Genomic DNA, 18,111 nt, shown 5'->3' on the forward strand with positions numbered 1-18,111 from the left:
TTCAAAATCGTATCCAGCAGTATACTCAACGGAAACATCCAGCAGCCGCCGTTCGCCTCCCATAATCCCTGTCCTATTCAGTCTCATTGCTCAAGAGTGTCCCGCATTGGCTTAGACGCTAGCAATGGCATATGACATTTCTTCCAGTGGCAGAATGCGGTCGGCAGCCCCCAACGCCAAAGCCGCTTTAGGCATGCCATAAACCACGCAACTCTCTTCATCCTGGACAATGGTGCTAGCACCACGGCATCGCATCTCTTTCAATCCTCTGGCCCCATCATCACCCATTCCGGTCAGAATGATGCCCATTGTCCGAACTCTGGCAACATGCGCGACAGACCGAAATAACACGTCGACTGATGGCTTGTGCCGGTTTACTGGTGGACCTTGCAGTACTTCAACACAGTACTGATTGCCAACCTGCTTCAACTGCATATGCCGTCCCCCCGGCGCTATCAGCACTCTGCCAGCACAAACTTCATCCTGATCAGCCGCTTCTTTTACCGCCATAAGGCAAACACTATCCAGCCTGCGGGCAAACTGTGCTGTAAAATATTCCGGCATATGCTGCACTATCAGGATGGAAGGGCAATCGGCCGGTAGCTTAGTCAACACAGCCTCCAGCGCCTGAGTACCGCCGGTGGAGGCACCAATAGCGATAATCGCTGGTGATGCCGACAAGCTTCTGATCATGTCAACCCGCTTGCCAGGGCTCAGCAGCAATCTGGAGGCATTGGCATTAGCCGCCGCTTTAATGGTGTTGATCAGTTCATTATTGGTGTTGCCCAGATATTGGCCTAGCGCTATTTTGGATTTGCCAATAACGGCAAAAGCTCCAGCCGCGAGTGCCTGTATTGCCGTAGCCGAGCGAGCCTCTGTCAGATTGGAGCAGATAATGACCGGTGTTGGCCGCTGCGCCATAATTTTTTTCAGGAAGGTGATGCCATCCATCCTCGGCATTTCTACATCCAACACTATGATATCCGGCCAGCACTTGGCCATTTTTTCCATCGCAAATAGCGGATCGCTGGCAACGCCTGCCACCTGAATCCCGGCAAATGCTAACGCCGCCGTGAATACCTGCCTTATCACGGCAGAGTCATCAACTATCATCACCTTAGGCATAGCTAGGTTCCTGTAAATAAGGGCTTGTGGCTATCGGTTTAGTCGATCGTATAGCTGGTTTAATTAACAGCATAAGGCTTACGGTAAATCGACGGGCTAACGAGATTCAGTTGATCAGTAATGCCGTTTAAGGTTTCGGCATGGCTGACAATTAAATAACCTCCCTGCCACAACAAGGGTAGCAAGCGTTGCACCACTCGGCGTTTGGTTTCCATATCAAAATAAATCATCACATTACGCAGAAAAATAACCTCAAACTTGCCCATTTCAGGTAAGGTTTCGTTCAGGTTTATGGGTAAGAATTGAGTGCGCTGTTGCAACTTGGGTTCAATCAATAAACTGCCTTCCTGCGTCCCAATGCCTTTTAAGCAATAGCGGTGCAAATAGTGCTGCGATACACCCGTTGCCCGCGATAACGGATATTTGCCCTGCCTTGCCGTTGCCAACATTCGGCTGCTGATATCTGAACCCACGACTTCCCAGGGGCGATCTTCCAGCACATCGCTCAACACCATGGCCAGGCTGTAAACCTCTTCACCGGATGAACAGGCCGCACTCCAGATCCGAAATGGCCTGTTGGCTGAGCGTTGCGGCAATATGTTGCCACGCAGAAAATCAAAATGTTTCGGCTCGCGAAAAAAATAGGTTTCATTGGTCGTCAGTAAGTCGACTGCCACTTGGCGTTCACTCGGCTCTTGTTGCAAAATCCGATAATAATCACCATAGCTCTGCAAGCCATAATGTCTTAAACGTTTAACTAGGCGGCCACTGACCAGCGGTTTTTTGGCGCCATTCATACTGATCCCAGCAATATCGAAGATCAACTGACGAAACTGCTGAAACTCAGTATCGGTAAGTGCAGGCTCTTGCATCTTAATTCCTCATATAGTCACGCTGACGAACTAAACACTAAAGTGGTTAATCTTCACCCGCAGCTCCGCAGCCAACGCAGACACCTGTTTGCTGGTATCGGTTGTCTGATGGCTGTTACCTGAGATTTGTGCAGCAGAGTGCTGAATATTGAGCAGGCTGGTATCCACTTCCCGTGCAACAACGGATTGCTGCTCAGTTGCGCTGGCAATACTGATATTACGCTGACTGATCTGGCCAATAGCGTCAGTGATCTGCTGCAGCGCCAAGCCAGTTTGCTGTGCCATGTCCATGGTGTGCTGTGCTTTAGTGTTACTGAGTTGCATTGCCTGTACTGCCTGTTGGCTACCTTGTTGCACTGAGGCAATGATGTGCTCAATATCTTTTGTCGATCGTTGGGTGCTTATTGCCAGCGACCGCACTTCATCCGCCACCACGGCAAAACCGCGGCCACTGTCACCGGCTCTGGCCGCTTCAATGGCCGCATTTAACGCCAATAAATTGGTCTGTTCGGCAATACCCCGTATCACATCCAACACAGAACCAATCGCCCCCACCTCATCCACCAGCAAAGTTAACGCTGTGGCCGTGCTGCTAATATCACAGCGGAGTCCCTCAATGGCCCCGATGGTATGGCGAACGCTGCTTTGCCCCTGCTTAGCCTGCAGTTCAGCCGACTGCGACACCTCTGATGCTACCGCCGCATTGCCGGCCACATCTTCAAACGCGGTCGTCAGTTGCGTTACTGCTGTAGCCGCTAGAGTCAACTCATCACTCTGTTGCTGCTGCTCAAGGTTAGACAGATGGGCCAATCCAGCCATTTCCTCTGAAGTTAACGCCAATTGTCCGGCTGAAAAAATAATATGCTGCACAGTATCGCGTAATTGCTGTTGCATTTGCTGTAATGCCCGCAGTAAGCGCGCACCATCATCCATCCCTATTGTTACTATGTCATGGGTTAAATCGCCTTTAGCAATATGTTCTGCCGCCGACACCGCAATAGAAAATTGTTTTAAAATACGCCGCACAATCAAGCTTGCCAGTACAGCACCAAACGACAAGAGTGCTAGTAACCCAACCGATATCAGGATAATGTCTTGCCAATCTTGGTCGCGCCTTGCAGTAAGGGCGTTATCAAGCGCCGCCACGGACAGAGCGCTATAGGCAAACAAGGCATCAATAGTTTGCGTGTAATCCGCAATATAATCGCTAACAGGATATGTTAACCCGGCGGCCGTCAGCAGTTGGTTATCCGTTAGCGTCGTTGTTCGTTCGACATGCTGTCGAAGTGTCGCTAACGGTAGCTGAAGCATCACCTGCAGATCCTTGTCAGTGGCAATCACTTTCTCAGACGCCCTGCTCAGTAGTTCGAAACTCTGCATCACCTCCTTCACTCGCGTCTGCATAGCGGTACCTTGTTCAACAGACCACTGCCCCTGCGTCAAATATAAAGCCCCGGTGGCCCGTAGTTGGCTTAATAGCTCAGTGGTTTGCGGCAACTCAACTAAAGCCGCCTGGATCAGGTAATAAGTCTCAAACACTGGATCTAACGACAACTCAAAATAGTCCAGCAAGGTATCTTGCAGTTGAAAACTAACAGCAAGCAGTTGCACATACTCTGTCAGACTTCGTAAGCCAGTGATATCAGCGCGACTCACCTGAGACGCCAGACTGTGCCACTGTTGTTGCAATTGCTGCACCACCTGCATAATATCGGCATTGGCCGAGGCATCTCGAAGATCTTGACCGAATTGTTTCAACGCCAGCTCGACCTCGGTTTGCTTGTTCAACCGATTGCTTTGTAAGGTTTCGTTCCCCCCTAACACCGCGGAGGACAAGTCACGGTGCTGCTGCAGCAATTGCACTAATTGCAGCAACTGCTGCACGGGCTTAATGCCCTTAGCCTCCTGAGTTGCCTGCCTGCTATGCTCAACAACCTTAGTGATATACAGCACCGACGGAATAGCACTCAGTAATACACACATTAACGCCAGTAAAGAAAATTTGCCGGACAGTGACAAACGGTCGATAACATTCATTTTTAAGTACAACTCTCTACGGCTATAGAAAACAATATTGTATTATTTCAGCACCTTAAATCTTATGATTAACTATGCTTAGGCTTATCGTCTTTAACCTCTGTTTGACTGTTAAATGTCAGCGGCACACTGTCCGGCGACGTAGCTGTTAAATGCCACAGCGCTGCGACTATCATTTCCATTTGTTCTATTATATCCCGCATAAACTGTAGCTGTACCTGGCCATCATCTTCCTGTGTCGGGCTCATACCTGCTTTACCTTTGTTACTGAATCAACCCTGCTCTACAAGGCGGCACTGGCCGATAATGCCGCCAGTTCGTCTACCGACAGTACCTTGCCCACATCCAGCAAAATAACCAAGCGTCCGCCCACTATGCCCATGCCCAACATAAAATCGGTGCGAATATTAGCGCCGAAGGCGGGTGCTGGCTCAATATCGTCAGTGGCAATTTCCAACACTTCGTTAACAGCATCGACAACCACGCCTATCACCTGCAGCTCATTGTCACTATGGTTTACTTCCAAAATTACAATGCAGCTACGCCTATCTATAGTGGTTTGTTCGGTACCAAAGCGGGCACCCAGATCAATCACGGGTACCACAGCACCGCGCAGATTGATCACGCCACGAATACTGGCGGGCATCATCGGCACTTTGGTTAACTGGCCATACTCAATGATTTCTTTCACGCTGCTGGTAGTAACCGCGTAGTATTCCCCCCTCAGGCTGAATGTCAGGTACTGGCCATTAGTTATTGCCGGCGTTATAGCATCGGCCTTGATTAGGTTACCCATGCTTTACTCCTGAAAACGGACAAAATCTGCCGTTAATACCGGGGTTGCAACTAAGCGTTTCGCTATGGAGGCGGTCGTATCGGTCTTTGTCGCTGGCTGCCTATGCACAGCTTTACCAGATAGCCTTGCAGTTGTATCGTCAATATTAAAAAAGGCCATCAGTTGTTGCAGTTGCTCAGCCTGATTAGTCATTTCTTCAGCGGTGGCCGCCAACTCCTCGGAGGCCGAGGCATTTTGTTGGGTAATTTGATTCAACTGGTTCATCGCGGTATTAATTTGCCCTGTGCCGCTGGCCTGTTCGCTGGAGGCGGCGGCAATTTCCTGCACTAAGGCAGAAGTTTTACCTATGGCTGGTACTATCTCATCCAGTAACTTTCCAGCCTGCTCGGCCAGCGACACGCTGCTCTTGGCCACTTCACCAATTTCCTGCGCCGCCACTTGACTACGCTCGGCTAATTTACGCACCTCGGCCGCCACCACAGCAAAACCTTTACCATGCTCACCAGCGCGCGCCGCTTCTATCGCCGCGTTCAGTGCCAATAAATTGGTCTGATAGGCGATGTCGTCAATTATGCCAATTTTATCGGCGATGCTCTTCATGGCGGCCACGGTATTCTGCACCGCTGTACCACCTTCCACCGCTTGTTTGCTGGCCGTCGCCGCCATGCTATCTGTGGTGTGGGCGTTATCGGTATTCTGCGCAATAGAGGCTGCCATCTGTTCAATCGAGGCCGAGGTTTCCTCTACACTGGCGGCTTGCTCTGTGCTGGCCTGACTCATACTTTGTGCGGTGGCCGACACTTCCTCAGATGCGCTATTCAGCGCAGCGGAGGCCACCCGAACCTCGCCAATGACCTGTGAAAGCTTCTCTGCCATATTCTTCATGGCGGCAAGCATACTGCTGTTATCACCTTGTTTGGTGTTGATCTCAATTGTCAAATCGCCATCTGCAATCCGCCGCACCACTTCGACGCCGTAATCCGGCTCGCCACCAATCTGGCGTGTAATACTGAGCGTGACACCCAAAGCCATACCAAGACCCAGCAGAATGCTCACAACAGCTACACCGATGATCCAGATGCGCGCACTGGCATACGCGGCATCGCCAAAGTCACTGGCGGCCTGGCCTCCCTTGCTGTTTAATTCCACCAGTTTCAGCAACTGGGCAGACATATTATTAAACTCATCGAATGACTCACCTGCCATAATGGTCATCGCAGCGTCGGTATTATTATTGCGTGAGTACTCCAGCATTCTTTTATGTACAATCAAGTACTGATCGAACATCTTGGCAAACTCATCGTACAATGACTGTTCACTCGCGAAGGAAATCAACGCTTCATACTCAGTGCGCATTTTCTTCAACTCCGCCATAAGTGCAGCCAAACGCTCATCAACGTTTGCCATGACCTGCTGACTCTGGCTAACAATGTGCCTGTACTCCAGAATCCGCATGTTCGACGTAGTAGTGTTAATATCCCCGATAATATCAATACTCGGCATCCAATTAGCTGCAATCTCCGTCGATAAGTCGTTTACTCGTGCCAACTGGTTCAATGAAAACATTCCCAAGCCGAGGATGATGCACAACATCAAACCAAACCCAAAACCTAGCCGCACCCCAACCTTTAAATTACTGAATAAATTCATTTTGTTAATCCCAATAGTTTATACATCCGACTTCCTTTTGTGAAACTCAGGAGCCTAATACCGGCTTAGCATTTGGTATCACAGCAGCCTCAGTTTCATTCATAGGCAGTAAAATCTTATCAAGACAGTATTGCTGCCCGCATACCATTAACTAAAAATGTAACGAAGCAAGCGGTCACCTTGCCTATGCCCGGCATAAATCACTCTCTCTGTACTCAAACCTCGTCTCACTTTTTTCCTATAGGCACTCACAAGACTGAAATGGCTTTTAAGGCATGTTTTTCTGTGCGTGTTCGGGCATTTCAGCCTGTGCAACCAAACGCGGAATATCGAGAATCAACGCCACTTCGCCACTGCCCAAAATAGTAAAACCGCTCAGGCCATCGGCATGGCCAAATACCTTGCTCAGCGGCTTAATTACGGTGTGGTATTCACCTACCAGTTGATCCACCACTAACCCGGCCTGCTGGCCGCCGGTTTTTACCACCACCACATTTTCGCGCCGTGGTACGGTGCCTCCGGTAGCAAAATGATCACGCAAGCGGATAAACGGCAAGATTTTGTCGCGCAGATTAACGTAGTTGTGCTGTGGCCCTGTAACCAATGCGGCGCTATCAAGCTCTATACATTCCTGCACCATCTCCAGTGGAATAATAAAGGAAGCATTATTCACCCGTACCAAAAAACCGTCGATAATGGCCAATGTCAGTGGCATACGAATGCGAAATATCGTGCCCTGGCCGGGCGCACTGTGTAGTTCAACCGAGCCCCGCAGTGCCTCGATATTACGCCGCACCACGTCCATACCCACACCGCGGCCCGACAAATCAGTCACTTTGTCAGCAGTAGAAAATCCCGGTTCAAAAATCAGCTGATAAATATCCGGTGTGTCCAGCTTGGCATCCGCAGTAACTAGACCTTTGGCCAGCGCTTTTTGCCAAATGCGTTCGGCATTTAAGCCGGCCCCGTCATCGCGCACTTCAATCAGAATATTGCCGGCGTCGTGGCAAGCATTCAGTTGCACGACACCACAAGCATTTTTCCCCGCAGCCAACCGCTGTGCCGGCATTTCAATGCCATGGTCAATGGCATTGCGCACTAAATGTAGCAAGGGGTCGGCAATTTTTTCGACTAGGGTTTTATCCAGCTCAGTGTCAGCACCGCTGACCTGCAGTTCAATCTGCTTTTGCAGTGTATTGGCTACGTCATGCACCACCCGCTTAAAGCGATTGAAGGTGCCGCCAATCTGCACCATCCGCAGCCGCAGCGTGACATCGCGGATCTGTTCGACCAGCGCTGCCAGTGCCGACATTGATTCGATGAGTTTGCTGTCGCCTACCGTCTGTGCATCCAGCACTGAGCCAGCGCTGGCAATCACCAGCTCGCCAATCAAATTAATCAGTTGGTCCAGCTTATCGGCTTCTACTCGGATGGATTGCGCCTCGCGCTTTTGCGCATCCCGTACCTTGCTTTGTTTTTGCACGGCGGCATCCAACACCTCCTGCGTGGTCATGCCCTGCTGTACCATGATATTCCCCAGCGGTATCGCTGGAACTGCCGCTTGTTGTTGCAATGCTTGCGTCAGTTCGGCTTGGGTTAATGAGCCACAACGTAGTAATATTTCGCCCAGTTTTAAGTCCTGCTCAGGTAACTGCTGGATATGCTCGATATAATCCAGCAACTGGCTGTGGGGTGGCAGAATACGGATTAAACTGTCATGGCGGACAAATTCAAAAACACTTTCAATTTGCTGCTTATCAGCGCTACTGCTGAAGTTAATCTCAAAGCCCATATAACAGCTTTCAGCATCCATTTGCGCTGGCTCGGGTAAAGCATCATCCAGAGTAACAATGCTGACAATACTACCCAGCGTTGCCAGATAGCGGATAAACGCCAGCGGATCCATGCCATCACGCAAGGCATCCTTGCCAAAGCGCAATGACAGATGCCAGTTATCATTATCCACCTGATGGCTGCTTAAACGCTCTACCCGACTATCAGCCGTGGCTGATGCCAACGCCGTATGCCCTGTAATATACTGCTGGCTGTGTGCCTGCGCAGGTGCAGGGGTCATAGCCTGCTGCAACTCAGCCGTTAACTTGCTGCCACAGGCCAGTAATTCCGCTGACTCGGGTTGGTTTGCACCATGCGCTTCAATTAAGGCACTTATGTGGTCACAGCAGTCCAGCAGCAGGACGATCCGCTTATGGCTCACCGCAATATCGCCTGCACGCATGTGATCCAGCAGGTTTTCCACGTCATGGCTAAAAACAACAATATTGTCCAGATCAAACAGGCCTGCGGAACCCTTTATCGTATGCGCTGCACGGAAAATAGCATGCAGGCTCTCCTGTGGATCGGACTGTTGATCAAGTTGTAATAACAAGGATTCCATCTGTTCCAACAGCTCATTGCTCTCGGTCAGATAAGTTTGCAAAGCGGCGCTAAGATCCATCACGGCTGTCCTTGGTTGCATTGCCCTTGGTTGTGTTACTACCTTTTGCTGCAGGCAAAACAATCGGGTCATTGAAGTAAGCGGTCAGATCCAGAAGTTGGATCGCCTCAAGCACCGCGCTGCTGTGCTGCGAAAAGCTAACTGGTAGCGGGTATGGTGCACACGGCTTCTTCAGCAGCATCAGCAATTGCACACCACTGCTGTCTATTGCAGTAACCTTGGCTAAATTCAACTGCAGTGGTGTGGTCTGCTGCCACAGAGGCAGCAATAAGGTATATAGTTCGGCAGCCTGGTAAATCGTCATTTCGCCAGTGATATAACCCACACAGACGTCGGCTTGATGTTCAACCGTCAACATAAAAGCCCCTGCATTTATGGCATCATCAGTTTGTTGACCGCGGCCAACATTTGCTGCGGTTGAAACGGCTTAACCACCCAGGCTTTGGCTCCAGCGGCTTGGCCTTGGGCTTTTTTGTCTGCCTGGGATTCTGTTGTTAACATAATAACCGGGGTAAAACGGTAGGCTGGCAGCGCCTTCGCCGCCTTCACAAAGCTGATCCCGTCCATATTGGGCATATTGACATCACTGATAATCAGATGAATTTTCTGCCCGTCCAGTTTGCTCAGCGCATCCTTACCGTCACAGGCCTCCACGGTCTTAAAGCCTGCTGTTTTCAACGCCATACTGACGACTTGACGCATTGAGGCTGAATCGTCAACAACTAAGATGGTTTTACTCATAGCTTCTAGCTACTCCTTAGAAAAAAGTGATATCGGCCTCAGCCGTTTGCGGCGTTTGCTTAACGTAACGTCCACTGGTATGCACCGCATGTTGTTCCGGCATGGTGTAACTCTGGCTTAGTGCCGTCAGCCAACGCTGTGCTTCAAAAGCTTGCGGTTTGCCGTTCTGCTGCAGTTCAGTGCGCGCCTGCTCCAGTTGCACAACCAATTGCACCATGGAGTCTCGCACCTGCGACAGCAACTGATTTACCCGGTCCTGAAACTGGAAATTCACCATCACATCATCCAACTGCCGGCGGATCAGCTCACTTTCTTCGCGCAGTACGGTGGCCGAGGCAACCAGTTCCGTAGTAACATTATTAAAGCGGTCAAGCACTTGCTGAATCACCTGCTCGGCGTTGTTTACCATAATGGCATCCTGCTCGGCATAGCGTTGTGAAGCAGTAAAAGTACTGGTGATAGCGCTGTTTACTGTTTCAACCATCTGTGCAATCTTTTTGCCGGTATCACCGGAGCGGGTCGACAGCTTACGTACCTCATCAGCGACTACAGCAAAGCCGCGCCCTGCAGAGCCTGCTCTGGCCGCCTCAATGGCGGCATTCAGTGCCAGTAAATTTGTCTGGCTGGCTAAATCGCCCACCTCTTTTGCCATCACTTTCAGTTGTTGAGTAAAATTGGATAAAGCACCAACCTGTTGTAACAGTTCTTCTTTTTCTTCCAGTGACGAGCGCAAAAAGGCGACTATGCCACTGAGTTCTGTTTGGCTATGGCTAAATACCGCCATCACACCCGCACCAGTCTCATTATGCTGAGTGCGTTCTGTCTCAATTAGGGTATTGTCGATATGACGGGAAAGTTGTTCGAAGCGATCAACCAGGGAAATTGCCGCATCTTCAGTCTGGCACCGCGCCAGCTCAATCAGTTCAGACCAAACCGGCATAACATTAAGGCATAAGCTTTCGAGCCCAGGCACTGTACCTTCAGTCGTATTAGCTTCCGTGATAGTCTGTAATGTTTGTTGATATCCAGCAATCTTGCCGCACATAGTGTTATACATATGCACCAACCAGATAAAACTGCACAACGCCATCAGTACTATCACGACTGCAATTACCGTTGTTACCCAAGCCTGACTATCAAAGTAAAAACACATTGTGGCTTCTGCCACACCGAGTAACAGCGGACTTAACAATACAGGATGGAACGATGCCGCAGTGACAACTCTTACCTCTTGCTGCATCTGTTACCTCTTAAATCAACGAAAACCCGTCAGCTACAGCATGGGAGCTGAATGGACGTATTATCAATGAAATCAGCGGGACAAAATATCGGCGCCCCCTGTATTCGATGTCAGACCAGTTGTACCAGTGTCAGGTATCCCCTACAAAAATCAGCTCGTCCCCCCCCATGGCGACTATGTGGTGCCAAACTAGAACCAACCAGCAAACACTATCCGACTCTTACTCGCTTCCCCCTCTACGGCACCGACGTTAGCCATTGCTAGCGCTTCATCGTAATGAATGCCACCCGCACCACTGACACTGACGGTTTTACCCACCACAGAGCCATACAACTGGCCACTACCAGCGACAACTACATCGGTATAAGGCGCATAAATAGCGGCATACATGTCTGCAACCCCATTCAGCAACACGCCATCGTCGCCGTTATAGCCGGAATAAAGACTAAACACAGGCGTGCCTTGTTCAGTGACACCGGATATAGGGGTAATAATGCTGGCAGCGGCACTGACACTAAATTTGCCCTGCACGACTAGGGTTAAACTGCTGCCGTCAGGGATATACAACTTACTAACGGCTCCCATGCTGAAATCGCCACTGACTAACAAGGTAAGATCACCATAAATGTACATATCACCGTCGAGCACCACACTAGCTAACTGATAGACTGTGCGGCGCAGCTTAAGAAAACTGGCCGATAGCGGAAACAGTATTTGTTGTGGATGGCCGCTGGCGCGACGGGTAAAATTGCCATTGTGACTGCTGAATTCAAAGCGATCTGGCAGTGGGGTTAACACTAGGTCTGGTGGGTTGTCTGGCATAACCACTTCTGCAATAGCCTGTGTCAGGTGAAGCGGATCGCAGCTAACTACCGTGCCCGATGTCGAACCGCTAGCTATTTCGCCCTCTGCCGCCACCCGCGGTACTGGCGTGACGTCACTGATCATTGGCAACTGGTTAAAACGCGGCTCTAGTAAATGCCCAGCCTGGGTCCACCCCTGAAACCGCAAATCACCGCCATATAATAAATTATCGGCCGCAATCGGCCGCATCGCCGTGCTGGTCATATTGACATCACCAACCACTCTTACTGCACCACGAATTTTATCGTCCTGCCAGGTGGTGAGAGTTAGATCGCCTGCGGTTAGAATACCAAGCCCGGTCTGGCCCATCTCCAGTGTTACATTACCATTGGCATGGATAAGTCCCGGTACCTGCACGCCTCTATGCCAGTAATCACCCATAGTGTATAAACTGCCACCAACACCGCCCTGACTGATATGAATACCACCATCCGCAAATATATCGCCCAGCACAGCGCCACTGGCTTGCGTATACAGGCCACCACTGATGATACTACCGCCAATAATGCTGCCACCGGTTAACAGTACATCACCATTGGCATGTACTCTACCGCTGACATTCGTAGAGCCAGTTAGGCTGACACCACCGGTAGACTGCACATCGCCCCAAATCGGCGATGCCCCAGTTAACACCAGATCGGCATCTGGCGTGATAGTTCTGACCGCAGAGTTGCTGTTAGCCCGCGCTAAGTTATAACCGCCTTCGGCAGAGTTGTAGCTGTCAATACGACCACTACCCTGCACAGCGACACCGTCACAACCAGTAATACCATGCTCAAACGGCGATGGCAGGGTTATCAGCCCTGCCCCAGTGCGTTGAAAAATGGCTTTCGTTGTACTTTGACTATCGTGGTACTGAAACCCTCTACCATCAACCTGTAAATTACCCGCGCTGACCTTACTGCTAGCTTGGTAGGCGCGGCCACCTTTACTATGATTTGATATTTCTGCGTTGGCAGCCAGCTCTTCAGTGGTGGTATGGGGTTGTAGCCGGTTATAGGCATTAAGGCGATGAAAACTTTCAAAGATGGCTTTATCCGATTGCAGTTCAGCATTGATTTTTTTCTGGAAGTTACCACTCATACGCTCCTGGGTGACTGAACTACTCAACGCAGTAAACACGATAAGGCTGGCTATTACGGTGAGCAACATTACCGTCAGCAAGGCGATTCCCTGCTGTTTTGCCGAGCCAACGAAGCCATATGCAGCACTCATCAGGTATCCCTTTTTAAAATAAGACTTTTTAACGCCAACTCCATCCGGATATATGCCTCGTCCACGCCATCAGCGTTTAAATCAGCCTGCGGGAAATATTCCGGTAATCCACGCGGAGCAATGCGCACAGACACTAAATCTGCCGAACCATTCAGGTTAAAACTTATCGCGTTAAGGCCTTTAACTACAATTTGTGCTGCCTGTCCGTTAACACTGCATTGCAGACTATCACCGGCCAGGCTGTACTGCTCACTGAAGCTGGCTGTTTCAACGGAACCAGTGCAACTGGTAGCCTGAGCAGACGTCAATTGCAGCTCTAGCAGCACAGTACTGCTGTCAACAACAGTCACCATGGTTGCCTGTTTAATACTGCGCGACAAAATATCAAGGCTACTGCGCAAGACTTCCTGAGCATTTTCCAGCGCTTGCACCTCATTCAATGTGCGGTTAATTGCAATATAAGCACCGCCAACCCCCATCAGCAAAATTGTTGACAACAACATCGAAATCATCAGTTCCACCAACGAAAAGCCTTTGGGCAACGCTTTATTATTCACAAGCACCACCATTACGTAGCCAAGGAAAACTGCCGCTAATCACTGCGTTATTGGCTTGAGCGTCACTGAAACGGCCGTCACGCCAACTGACAGTAACGCTGAAATCGGCGACGGATTCCGGTACCAAGCTGCCGTTATAGGGGCTGGCGGTAAAATTATATTCCGGCAATTGCGTGGTAAATGTGACCGGGTCATCGCCAGCCTGCGGTGATAGAAACAGCTGAAACGGCTCATCGTAGTTAAGTTGCCCACGCTGCAACCCGCACAACTCGGGCCACACCCGTTCCAACGCATTGTTAGCCTGAATAACGGCCACTGTATAGTTCAGACTGCTGCTGCTAAATTGCAGTGCCTTTGCCTGCGCCAGCGCCAGTCCTAACAAGCCTAACGCAGCCAGCAACATGGCTACCAATACCTCCAGCAACGTAAAACCATACTCAAGCGCTCTGTCCTGCCTCATATACACTCCCGTTTTATCCGGCGCATTCAGTGGCAGAGGTGTACAATTGACCACTGATTAAAATGCATAACCACTTAGCATCGGCATAACCTTGTGGATCAGCGACACGAATGCTGCTTGGTGTCGCGCTACCAGTACTACTAATGGTCAGTACGGTCAAGCCATCGACATTGATATCGGTAGAGGTTAAATCGAGGGTTTTCAGCACGGTATTATCTGGCTGTCGCAACTGTACTCTGCCGTTATTCCACACTATGTTCAGCGCCTGTTCACGCTTTGTCGCTTCGCTGCGGGCGAGTTTATAAAAAGCGCTGAGCGTATTAACTGCCCGTCTGTGCTGCTCTTGCTGAATAAAGTGAAAATAAGACGGCAACGCTATTGCCGCGAGAATAGCTATAATAGCCAGCACTACGATCAACTCAATCAGCGTGAAACCATTTCGTTGATGCATGCTGGTCATCCGCCTTTCCAGCAGGTTGAAGATTGCGCGGTTTTTTCACCTAACTGATTAATGCTTAAAGTGCCACATAATGCATCAGAGAAACCCGGGGTAGCACTAAGGATATAAGTCGCACCTGAACTGCTGTATGTCAGCTTATAGTATCGACTCGATGGCGCAGCATAGTCACTCATGCTGGGGTATACGCCTTGACGGGCATAGACGCGCTCTAACTGATGGATTTCCTCTAGCATTAACCGCTGCACATCGGTGCGTCGGCCTGCCTTAACATGGTCCTGATAAGATGGATAAGCAATAGCTGCCAGAATGCCGATAATAGCGACAACAATTAACAGCTCAATTAAGGTAAAACCACCGACAGACCTGACACCGGGTTGCACACTTTGCATAACAGACTCAATGCTAATACTGATAGCGATTATATAATTATGCGCTTAATGTTATATAAACCGATGTGCATCTCTATCAGTCCACCCTGCTTTTTAAGTAAGCCAATGCCACACGATAGTCAGGAAAAACTGACTTCACCACAATAAAAATACTCTAATAGACTGAATATTAAAAACTATTAATCCATCCATCATTAACATGCCAAGGATGGCTGTAATATTGTTTTTGTGCGCCTGCAACTGCAATTTATCTATTTGTGTTACAACAGGCAAAGATATGTTTGCCTGTGGAAATTATGAGTTATTTGCTTATGTACAATTACCTGCTTAATAACAACCTATTCATTAAATGTCTAAAAACAGCCATAAACCTTAGTGTATTAGGGCTGTGCTGTTTGCATCTGCCAGCAACTTGTGCTCCCACAGATCCGCAAACAGAACAGCAACTAGACGACTATGTGCAATTATTGATCGACAATCAAAAGGCTGAGGCCATCGCGAAACTGGAGCACGTTCTGGCCCGGTTACAGGACAACACGCCGATAAACAGTAAAGTAAGAGCACTTAGTTACCACATTCGTGAACATCTGATGTATGAACAGCCCAAACTGGCGTTACAACAAGCAGAGCAACTGATGCTATTGGCGCAAGCATCTGAACAACAGGAGGCAGTCACGGAAGCGCTGATGACACTGTTCAATGTGCTGATGGTGATGAAGGAACAGAGCATAACTGCGCCAATGTTACAGCAGGCAGATATGCACACTGTCAGCGCACGGCTTCAGCAGAAGTTAAGCGGGATCCATAATCCACGCTTACTTTTCGTTGGTCATACCTTGTTAGCCCGCATGTACAGCGACCACAACAGTGACTATGAAGCGGCATTGAGACATTACATTACGGCTTATGAAGTGGTACAGAATACCCACGACAACATGACAGCAAAACGGCTGATCTTTCTGGACGAACACCTATGTCGAATTCATTTAAGCTTACAGAACCCGACAAAGGCTTACACATATATTAAACAAGCTATCGACGGAGCGATTAGGAACAATGTAAAACTGAATTTATCCATGTTGTATTTGATAAAAAGCCATACCGAAGATTTGTTACAACAACCCGAACAGGAGCTGCACAGCTTACTGCAAGGTTTGCATTGGGCGGAACAGATGCTAGAGCACGACACAGCCTTAAGTATAATGAATAATATCGGGCTTAATTATCAAGAAAATAAACAGTATGATAAAGCCAAAACCATACTGGGTGACGCGCTGAAACTCGCTGAAACTCAGCATGATACTTATAATATTCATAATATTAGAATGAGTCTTGGCGATCTCCTTATCGATACCGGCGCCCAAGTTCAGGGAATTGAATTTATTGAACAAAGTTTGCCTTATTTTCGACAGCTATTAGACAAAGCAGGATTACAGATGCTATTGGGAGAAGTCGCCGACAGCTACCAAAGGGCCAGACGTTACCAAGAACAATCCCAACTGCTGCTCGAACAACGCTCTCTGCGCGAAGAGGTATTTCAGGCCGAGCGCGATAAACGTATCACGGAATTGCAGTTGCAATTTGATACTAGAGAAGAGGCACAGCAGGCCCGATTGCTGCATCAGGAAAACCTTAACAAAGAACGTCTGCTAGATAATAAGCAACTGCAGCATAACTTTATTCTGTTGTTTGCCCTGACCATGACGTTGGTCGCGGTGCTGCTCTGGATGCTGTACCGCCAGTCACGACTGCGTAGTTACCGACTATACAAAGATAATAAGCAACTGCACAATCAATCCATTCAGGACCCACTAACTGGTTTATTTAACCGCCGGGCGCTGATGCAAAAAATGCACACGGACTCCCGCCCATCCCCCCATCACACCCAGGCAACAATGCCCCTGCCTGATGTTTTCCTGCTGATGGATATTGACCACTTTAAACAACTCAATGACCAGCATGGTCATGCTGTCGGTGATGCAGTGTTGATAGACATTGGTAGAAGATTAAGCCAGATGTGTCGTGGTGCCGACATACTGGTACGCTGGGGAGGCGAGGAATTTCTGCTGTATTTACCACAAACGGATATGGCCGTTGTCCCTGCACTGGCAAAACGTGTGTTAGACACCATCTCGGCCACACCGGTTATTGTAGATAAGTTACGATTGTATGTCAGTCTGACTGGCGGCGTTGCCTGCTCCTTTTATCCGGGTATGGATGAGGACGCAGCATCACAATGGGAACAGGTAGTACAACTTGCTGATGCGGCGTTGTATTATGGCAAACAACAGGGCCGTAACCGCATTTGTTGTGTGGAACAACTGCAACTGCCACTAAGCGACACTCTGGCTAGGCTGGCTGCAACACCATTGGCGACAGACACTATGCCCTGGCTTAGCATACAGTCTGTTTGTGGCTCGTTAGGTAACCCGCCAATGCAGGAGTGTATCCAGCTAACGGATACTCAGACTCATATCTGACCACGGTAACGGGGGAAGTTGGCTATATGAATAAAGTGCAAGCTGATACCCCCATCGCCGCTTTACAACAAACAGCTTGAAGGGGGCTTTTGGGCTGGTCTAGTCCCCATAACTTCACAATAAACTTCAAGTACTAGGGCGATGTTGTCGTGCAGTCTACTGACTGGCAGTATTGTATCTGGAACACAGAAAAACCATTTTATTTTATGGAGATAGCACATGATCCGTCAGGCAACATCAGCAGATACGTCAGCTATAGCGGCTATTTATAACCACTACGTACTGAACACCAACGTCACCTTTGAAGAGCAGGTAGTCAGTTCTGAACAAATGGCCGAGCGTATTTTACAGGTGCAGGCAGATGCGTTGCCCTGGTTAGTGTTGGAGCAACAAGGTGAAGTACTGGCCTATGCTTATGCCACCAAATGGAGGATGCGTTCGGCTTATCGCTTTTCGGTAGAAAGCACTGTCTATGTTAAAAACGGCATGACAACTAAAGGCATGGGGAGTTTGTTGTATCAACAACTGTTAAGCGAGCTAAAAGCTCTAGGTATACACTTAGTGATAGGTGGCATCACATTACCCAATGAAAAAAGCATAGCGCTGCATGAAAAATTCGGCTTCGAACCATGCAGCCATTTTAAGCAAGTGGGCTTTAAATTTGAGCAGTGGCTGGATGTGGGTTACTGGCAGAAGTTGCTTTAGTCACCCAAATCAATGAACAGTCATATCCACCACGGCTGATTTCAGCCTAAGGTTTTCCCTAACAC

Annotated in this window: 17 protein-coding genes; 2 read left to right on the forward strand and 15 right to left on the reverse strand. The window is 49.1% G+C overall.

Annotated features, from left to right (window positions below):
- Positions 1 to 111: 111 nt before the first annotated feature.
- The 15 genes from COW15_RS18275 to COW15_RS18345 form a co-directional block, all read right to left on the reverse strand.
- Positions 112 to 1,125 (reverse strand): chemotaxis response regulator protein-glutamate methylesterase, encoded by a 1,014-nt coding sequence (locus tag COW15_RS18275; protein WP_293634760.1) that lies wholly within the window; start codon positions 1,123 to 1,125, stop codon positions 112 to 114.
- Between the two features lie 59 nt (positions 1,126 to 1,184).
- Positions 1,185 to 1,997 carry a protein-glutamate O-methyltransferase CheR gene (locus COW15_RS18280; RefSeq protein ID WP_293634762.1) on the reverse strand — a complete coding sequence of 271 codons (813 nt, stop codon included), beginning with the start codon at positions 1,995 to 1,997 and terminating at the stop codon, positions 1,185 to 1,187.
- Between the two features lie 30 nt (positions 1,998 to 2,027).
- Positions 2,028 to 4,034, reverse strand: coding sequence for a methyl-accepting chemotaxis protein (locus tag COW15_RS18285; protein ID WP_293634764.1), 2,007 nt, complete (start codon positions 4,032 to 4,034; stop codon positions 2,028 to 2,030).
- A gap of 68 nt (positions 4,035 to 4,102) precedes the next feature.
- On the reverse strand, positions 4,103 to 4,282 hold the full coding sequence (locus COW15_RS18290; RefSeq protein WP_293634766.1) for a hypothetical protein: 180 nt from the start codon (positions 4,280 to 4,282) through the stop codon (positions 4,103 to 4,105).
- A 35-nt stretch (positions 4,283 to 4,317) separates the two neighbouring features.
- The gene (locus COW15_RS18295) at positions 4,318 to 4,830 is read right to left on the reverse strand and encodes a chemotaxis protein CheW (protein ID WP_293634768.1); all 513 of its coding nucleotides are present in this window, start codon (positions 4,828 to 4,830) and stop codon (positions 4,318 to 4,320) included.
- Positions 4,831 to 4,833: 3 nt separating this feature from the next.
- Positions 4,834 to 6,480 (reverse strand): methyl-accepting chemotaxis protein, encoded by a 1,647-nt coding sequence (locus COW15_RS18300; protein WP_293634770.1) that lies wholly within the window; start codon positions 6,478 to 6,480, stop codon positions 4,834 to 4,836.
- 268 nt (positions 6,481 to 6,748) lie between these two features.
- Positions 6,749 to 8,935 (reverse strand): chemotaxis protein CheA, encoded by a 2,187-nt coding sequence (locus COW15_RS18305; RefSeq protein ID WP_293634772.1) that lies wholly within the window; start codon positions 8,933 to 8,935, stop codon positions 6,749 to 6,751.
- Positions 8,925 to 9,293 carry an STAS domain-containing protein gene (locus COW15_RS18310; protein WP_293634774.1) on the reverse strand — a complete coding sequence of 123 codons (369 nt, stop codon included), beginning with the start codon at positions 9,291 to 9,293 and terminating at the stop codon, positions 8,925 to 8,927. The genes COW15_RS18305 and COW15_RS18310 overlap by 11 nt, the downstream gene beginning before the upstream one ends.
- A gap of 14 nt (positions 9,294 to 9,307) precedes the next feature.
- A complete protein-coding gene (locus COW15_RS18315; RefSeq protein WP_293634776.1) occupies positions 9,308 to 9,676 on the reverse strand; it encodes a response regulator in 369 nt (122 codons plus the stop codon).
- A 16-nt stretch (positions 9,677 to 9,692) separates the two neighbouring features.
- Positions 9,693 to 10,916, reverse strand: a complete 1,224-nt coding sequence (locus COW15_RS18320; protein WP_293634778.1) for a methyl-accepting chemotaxis protein — start codon at positions 10,914 to 10,916, stop codon at positions 9,693 to 9,695.
- 189 nt (positions 10,917 to 11,105) lie between these two features.
- Positions 11,106 to 12,995 carry a hypothetical protein gene (locus COW15_RS18325; RefSeq protein ID WP_293634780.1) on the reverse strand — a complete coding sequence of 630 codons (1,890 nt, stop codon included), beginning with the start codon at positions 12,993 to 12,995 and terminating at the stop codon, positions 11,106 to 11,108.
- Positions 12,995 to 13,552 (reverse strand): prepilin-type N-terminal cleavage/methylation domain-containing protein, encoded by a 558-nt coding sequence (locus COW15_RS18330; protein WP_293634782.1) that lies wholly within the window; start codon positions 13,550 to 13,552, stop codon positions 12,995 to 12,997. The genes COW15_RS18325 and COW15_RS18330 overlap by 1 nt, the downstream gene beginning before the upstream one ends.
- A complete protein-coding gene (locus COW15_RS18335; protein WP_293634784.1) occupies positions 13,545 to 14,012 on the reverse strand; it encodes a prepilin-type N-terminal cleavage/methylation domain-containing protein in 468 nt (155 codons plus the stop codon). Before COW15_RS18335 ends, COW15_RS18330 begins: the two co-directional genes overlap by 8 nt.
- 13 nt (positions 14,013 to 14,025) lie before the next feature.
- Positions 14,026 to 14,472 carry a GspH/FimT family pseudopilin gene (locus tag COW15_RS18340; protein ID WP_293634786.1) on the reverse strand — a complete coding sequence of 149 codons (447 nt, stop codon included), beginning with the start codon at positions 14,470 to 14,472 and terminating at the stop codon, positions 14,026 to 14,028.
- Entirely contained in the window at positions 14,469 to 14,861 is a 393-nt protein-coding gene (locus COW15_RS18345) for a type IV pilin protein (RefSeq protein ID WP_293634788.1), read from the reverse strand. The genes COW15_RS18340 and COW15_RS18345 overlap by 4 nt, the downstream gene beginning before the upstream one ends.
- Before the next feature lie 395 nt (positions 14,862 to 15,256).
- Between COW15_RS18345 and COW15_RS18350 the strand changes: the two genes are divergently transcribed.
- Entirely contained in the window at positions 15,257 to 17,341 is a 2,085-nt protein-coding gene (locus tag COW15_RS18350; RefSeq protein WP_293634790.1) for a GGDEF domain-containing protein, read from the forward strand.
- A 219-nt stretch (positions 17,342 to 17,560) separates the two neighbouring features.
- The gene (locus COW15_RS18355; protein ID WP_293634792.1) at positions 17,561 to 18,046 is read left to right on the forward strand and encodes an arsinothricin resistance N-acetyltransferase ArsN1 family B; all 486 of its coding nucleotides are present in this window, start codon (positions 17,561 to 17,563) and stop codon (positions 18,044 to 18,046) included.
- The last annotated feature ends 65 nt before the right edge of the window (positions 18,047 to 18,111 follow it).

This window comes from Shewanella sp. CG12_big_fil_rev_8_21_14_0_65_47_15 (assembly GCF_002783505.1).
Taxonomy (GTDB): Bacteria; Pseudomonadota; Gammaproteobacteria; order Enterobacterales; family Shewanellaceae; genus Shewanella.

Excerpts from the sequence above, each read along its gene's own strand:
- COW15_RS18275 (WP_293634760.1), bottom strand. The coding sequence starts at position 1,125 with ATGCCTAAGGTGATGATAGTTGATGACTCTGCCGTGATAAGGCAGGTA.
- COW15_RS18280 (WP_293634762.1), bottom strand. The coding sequence starts at position 1,997 with ATGCAAGAGCCTGCACTTACCGATACTGAGTTTCAGCAGTTTCGTCAG.
- COW15_RS18285 (WP_293634764.1), bottom strand. The coding sequence starts at position 4,034 with ATGAATGTTATCGACCGTTTGTCACTGTCCGGCAAATTTTCTTTACTG.
- COW15_RS18290 (WP_293634766.1), bottom strand. The coding sequence starts at position 4,282 with ATGAGCCCGACACAGGAAGATGATGGCCAGGTACAGCTACAGTTTATG.
- COW15_RS18295 (WP_293634768.1), bottom strand. The coding sequence starts at position 4,830 with ATGGGTAACCTAATCAAGGCCGATGCTATAACGCCGGCAATAACTAAT.
- COW15_RS18300 (WP_293634770.1), bottom strand. The coding sequence starts at position 6,480 with ATGAATTTATTCAGTAATTTAAAGGTTGGGGTGCGGCTAGGTTTTGGG.
- COW15_RS18305 (WP_293634772.1), bottom strand. The coding sequence starts at position 8,935 with ATGGATCTTAGCGCCGCTTTGCAAACTTATCTGACCGAGAGCAATGAG.
- COW15_RS18310 (WP_293634774.1), bottom strand. The coding sequence starts at position 9,293 with ATGTTGACGGTTGAACATCAAGCCGACGTCTGTGTGGGTTATATCACT.
- COW15_RS18315 (WP_293634776.1), bottom strand. The coding sequence starts at position 9,676 with ATGAGTAAAACCATCTTAGTTGTTGACGATTCAGCCTCAATGCGTCAA.
- COW15_RS18320 (WP_293634778.1), bottom strand. The coding sequence starts at position 10,916 with ATGCAGCAAGAGGTAAGAGTTGTCACTGCGGCATCGTTCCATCCTGTA.
- COW15_RS18325 (WP_293634780.1), bottom strand. The coding sequence starts at position 12,995 with ATGAGTGCTGCATATGGCTTCGTTGGCTCGGCAAAACAGCAGGGAATC.
- COW15_RS18335 (WP_293634784.1), bottom strand. The coding sequence starts at position 14,012 with ATGAGGCAGGACAGAGCGCTTGAGTATGGTTTTACGTTGCTGGAGGTA.
- COW15_RS18340 (WP_293634786.1), bottom strand. The coding sequence starts at position 14,472 with ATGACCAGCATGCATCAACGAAATGGTTTCACGCTGATTGAGTTGATC.
- COW15_RS18345 (WP_293634788.1), bottom strand. The coding sequence starts at position 14,861 with ATGCAAAGTGTGCAACCCGGTGTCAGGTCTGTCGGTGGTTTTACCTTA.
- COW15_RS18355 (WP_293634792.1), top strand. The coding sequence starts at position 17,561 with ATGATCCGTCAGGCAACATCAGCAGATACGTCAGCTATAGCGGCTATT.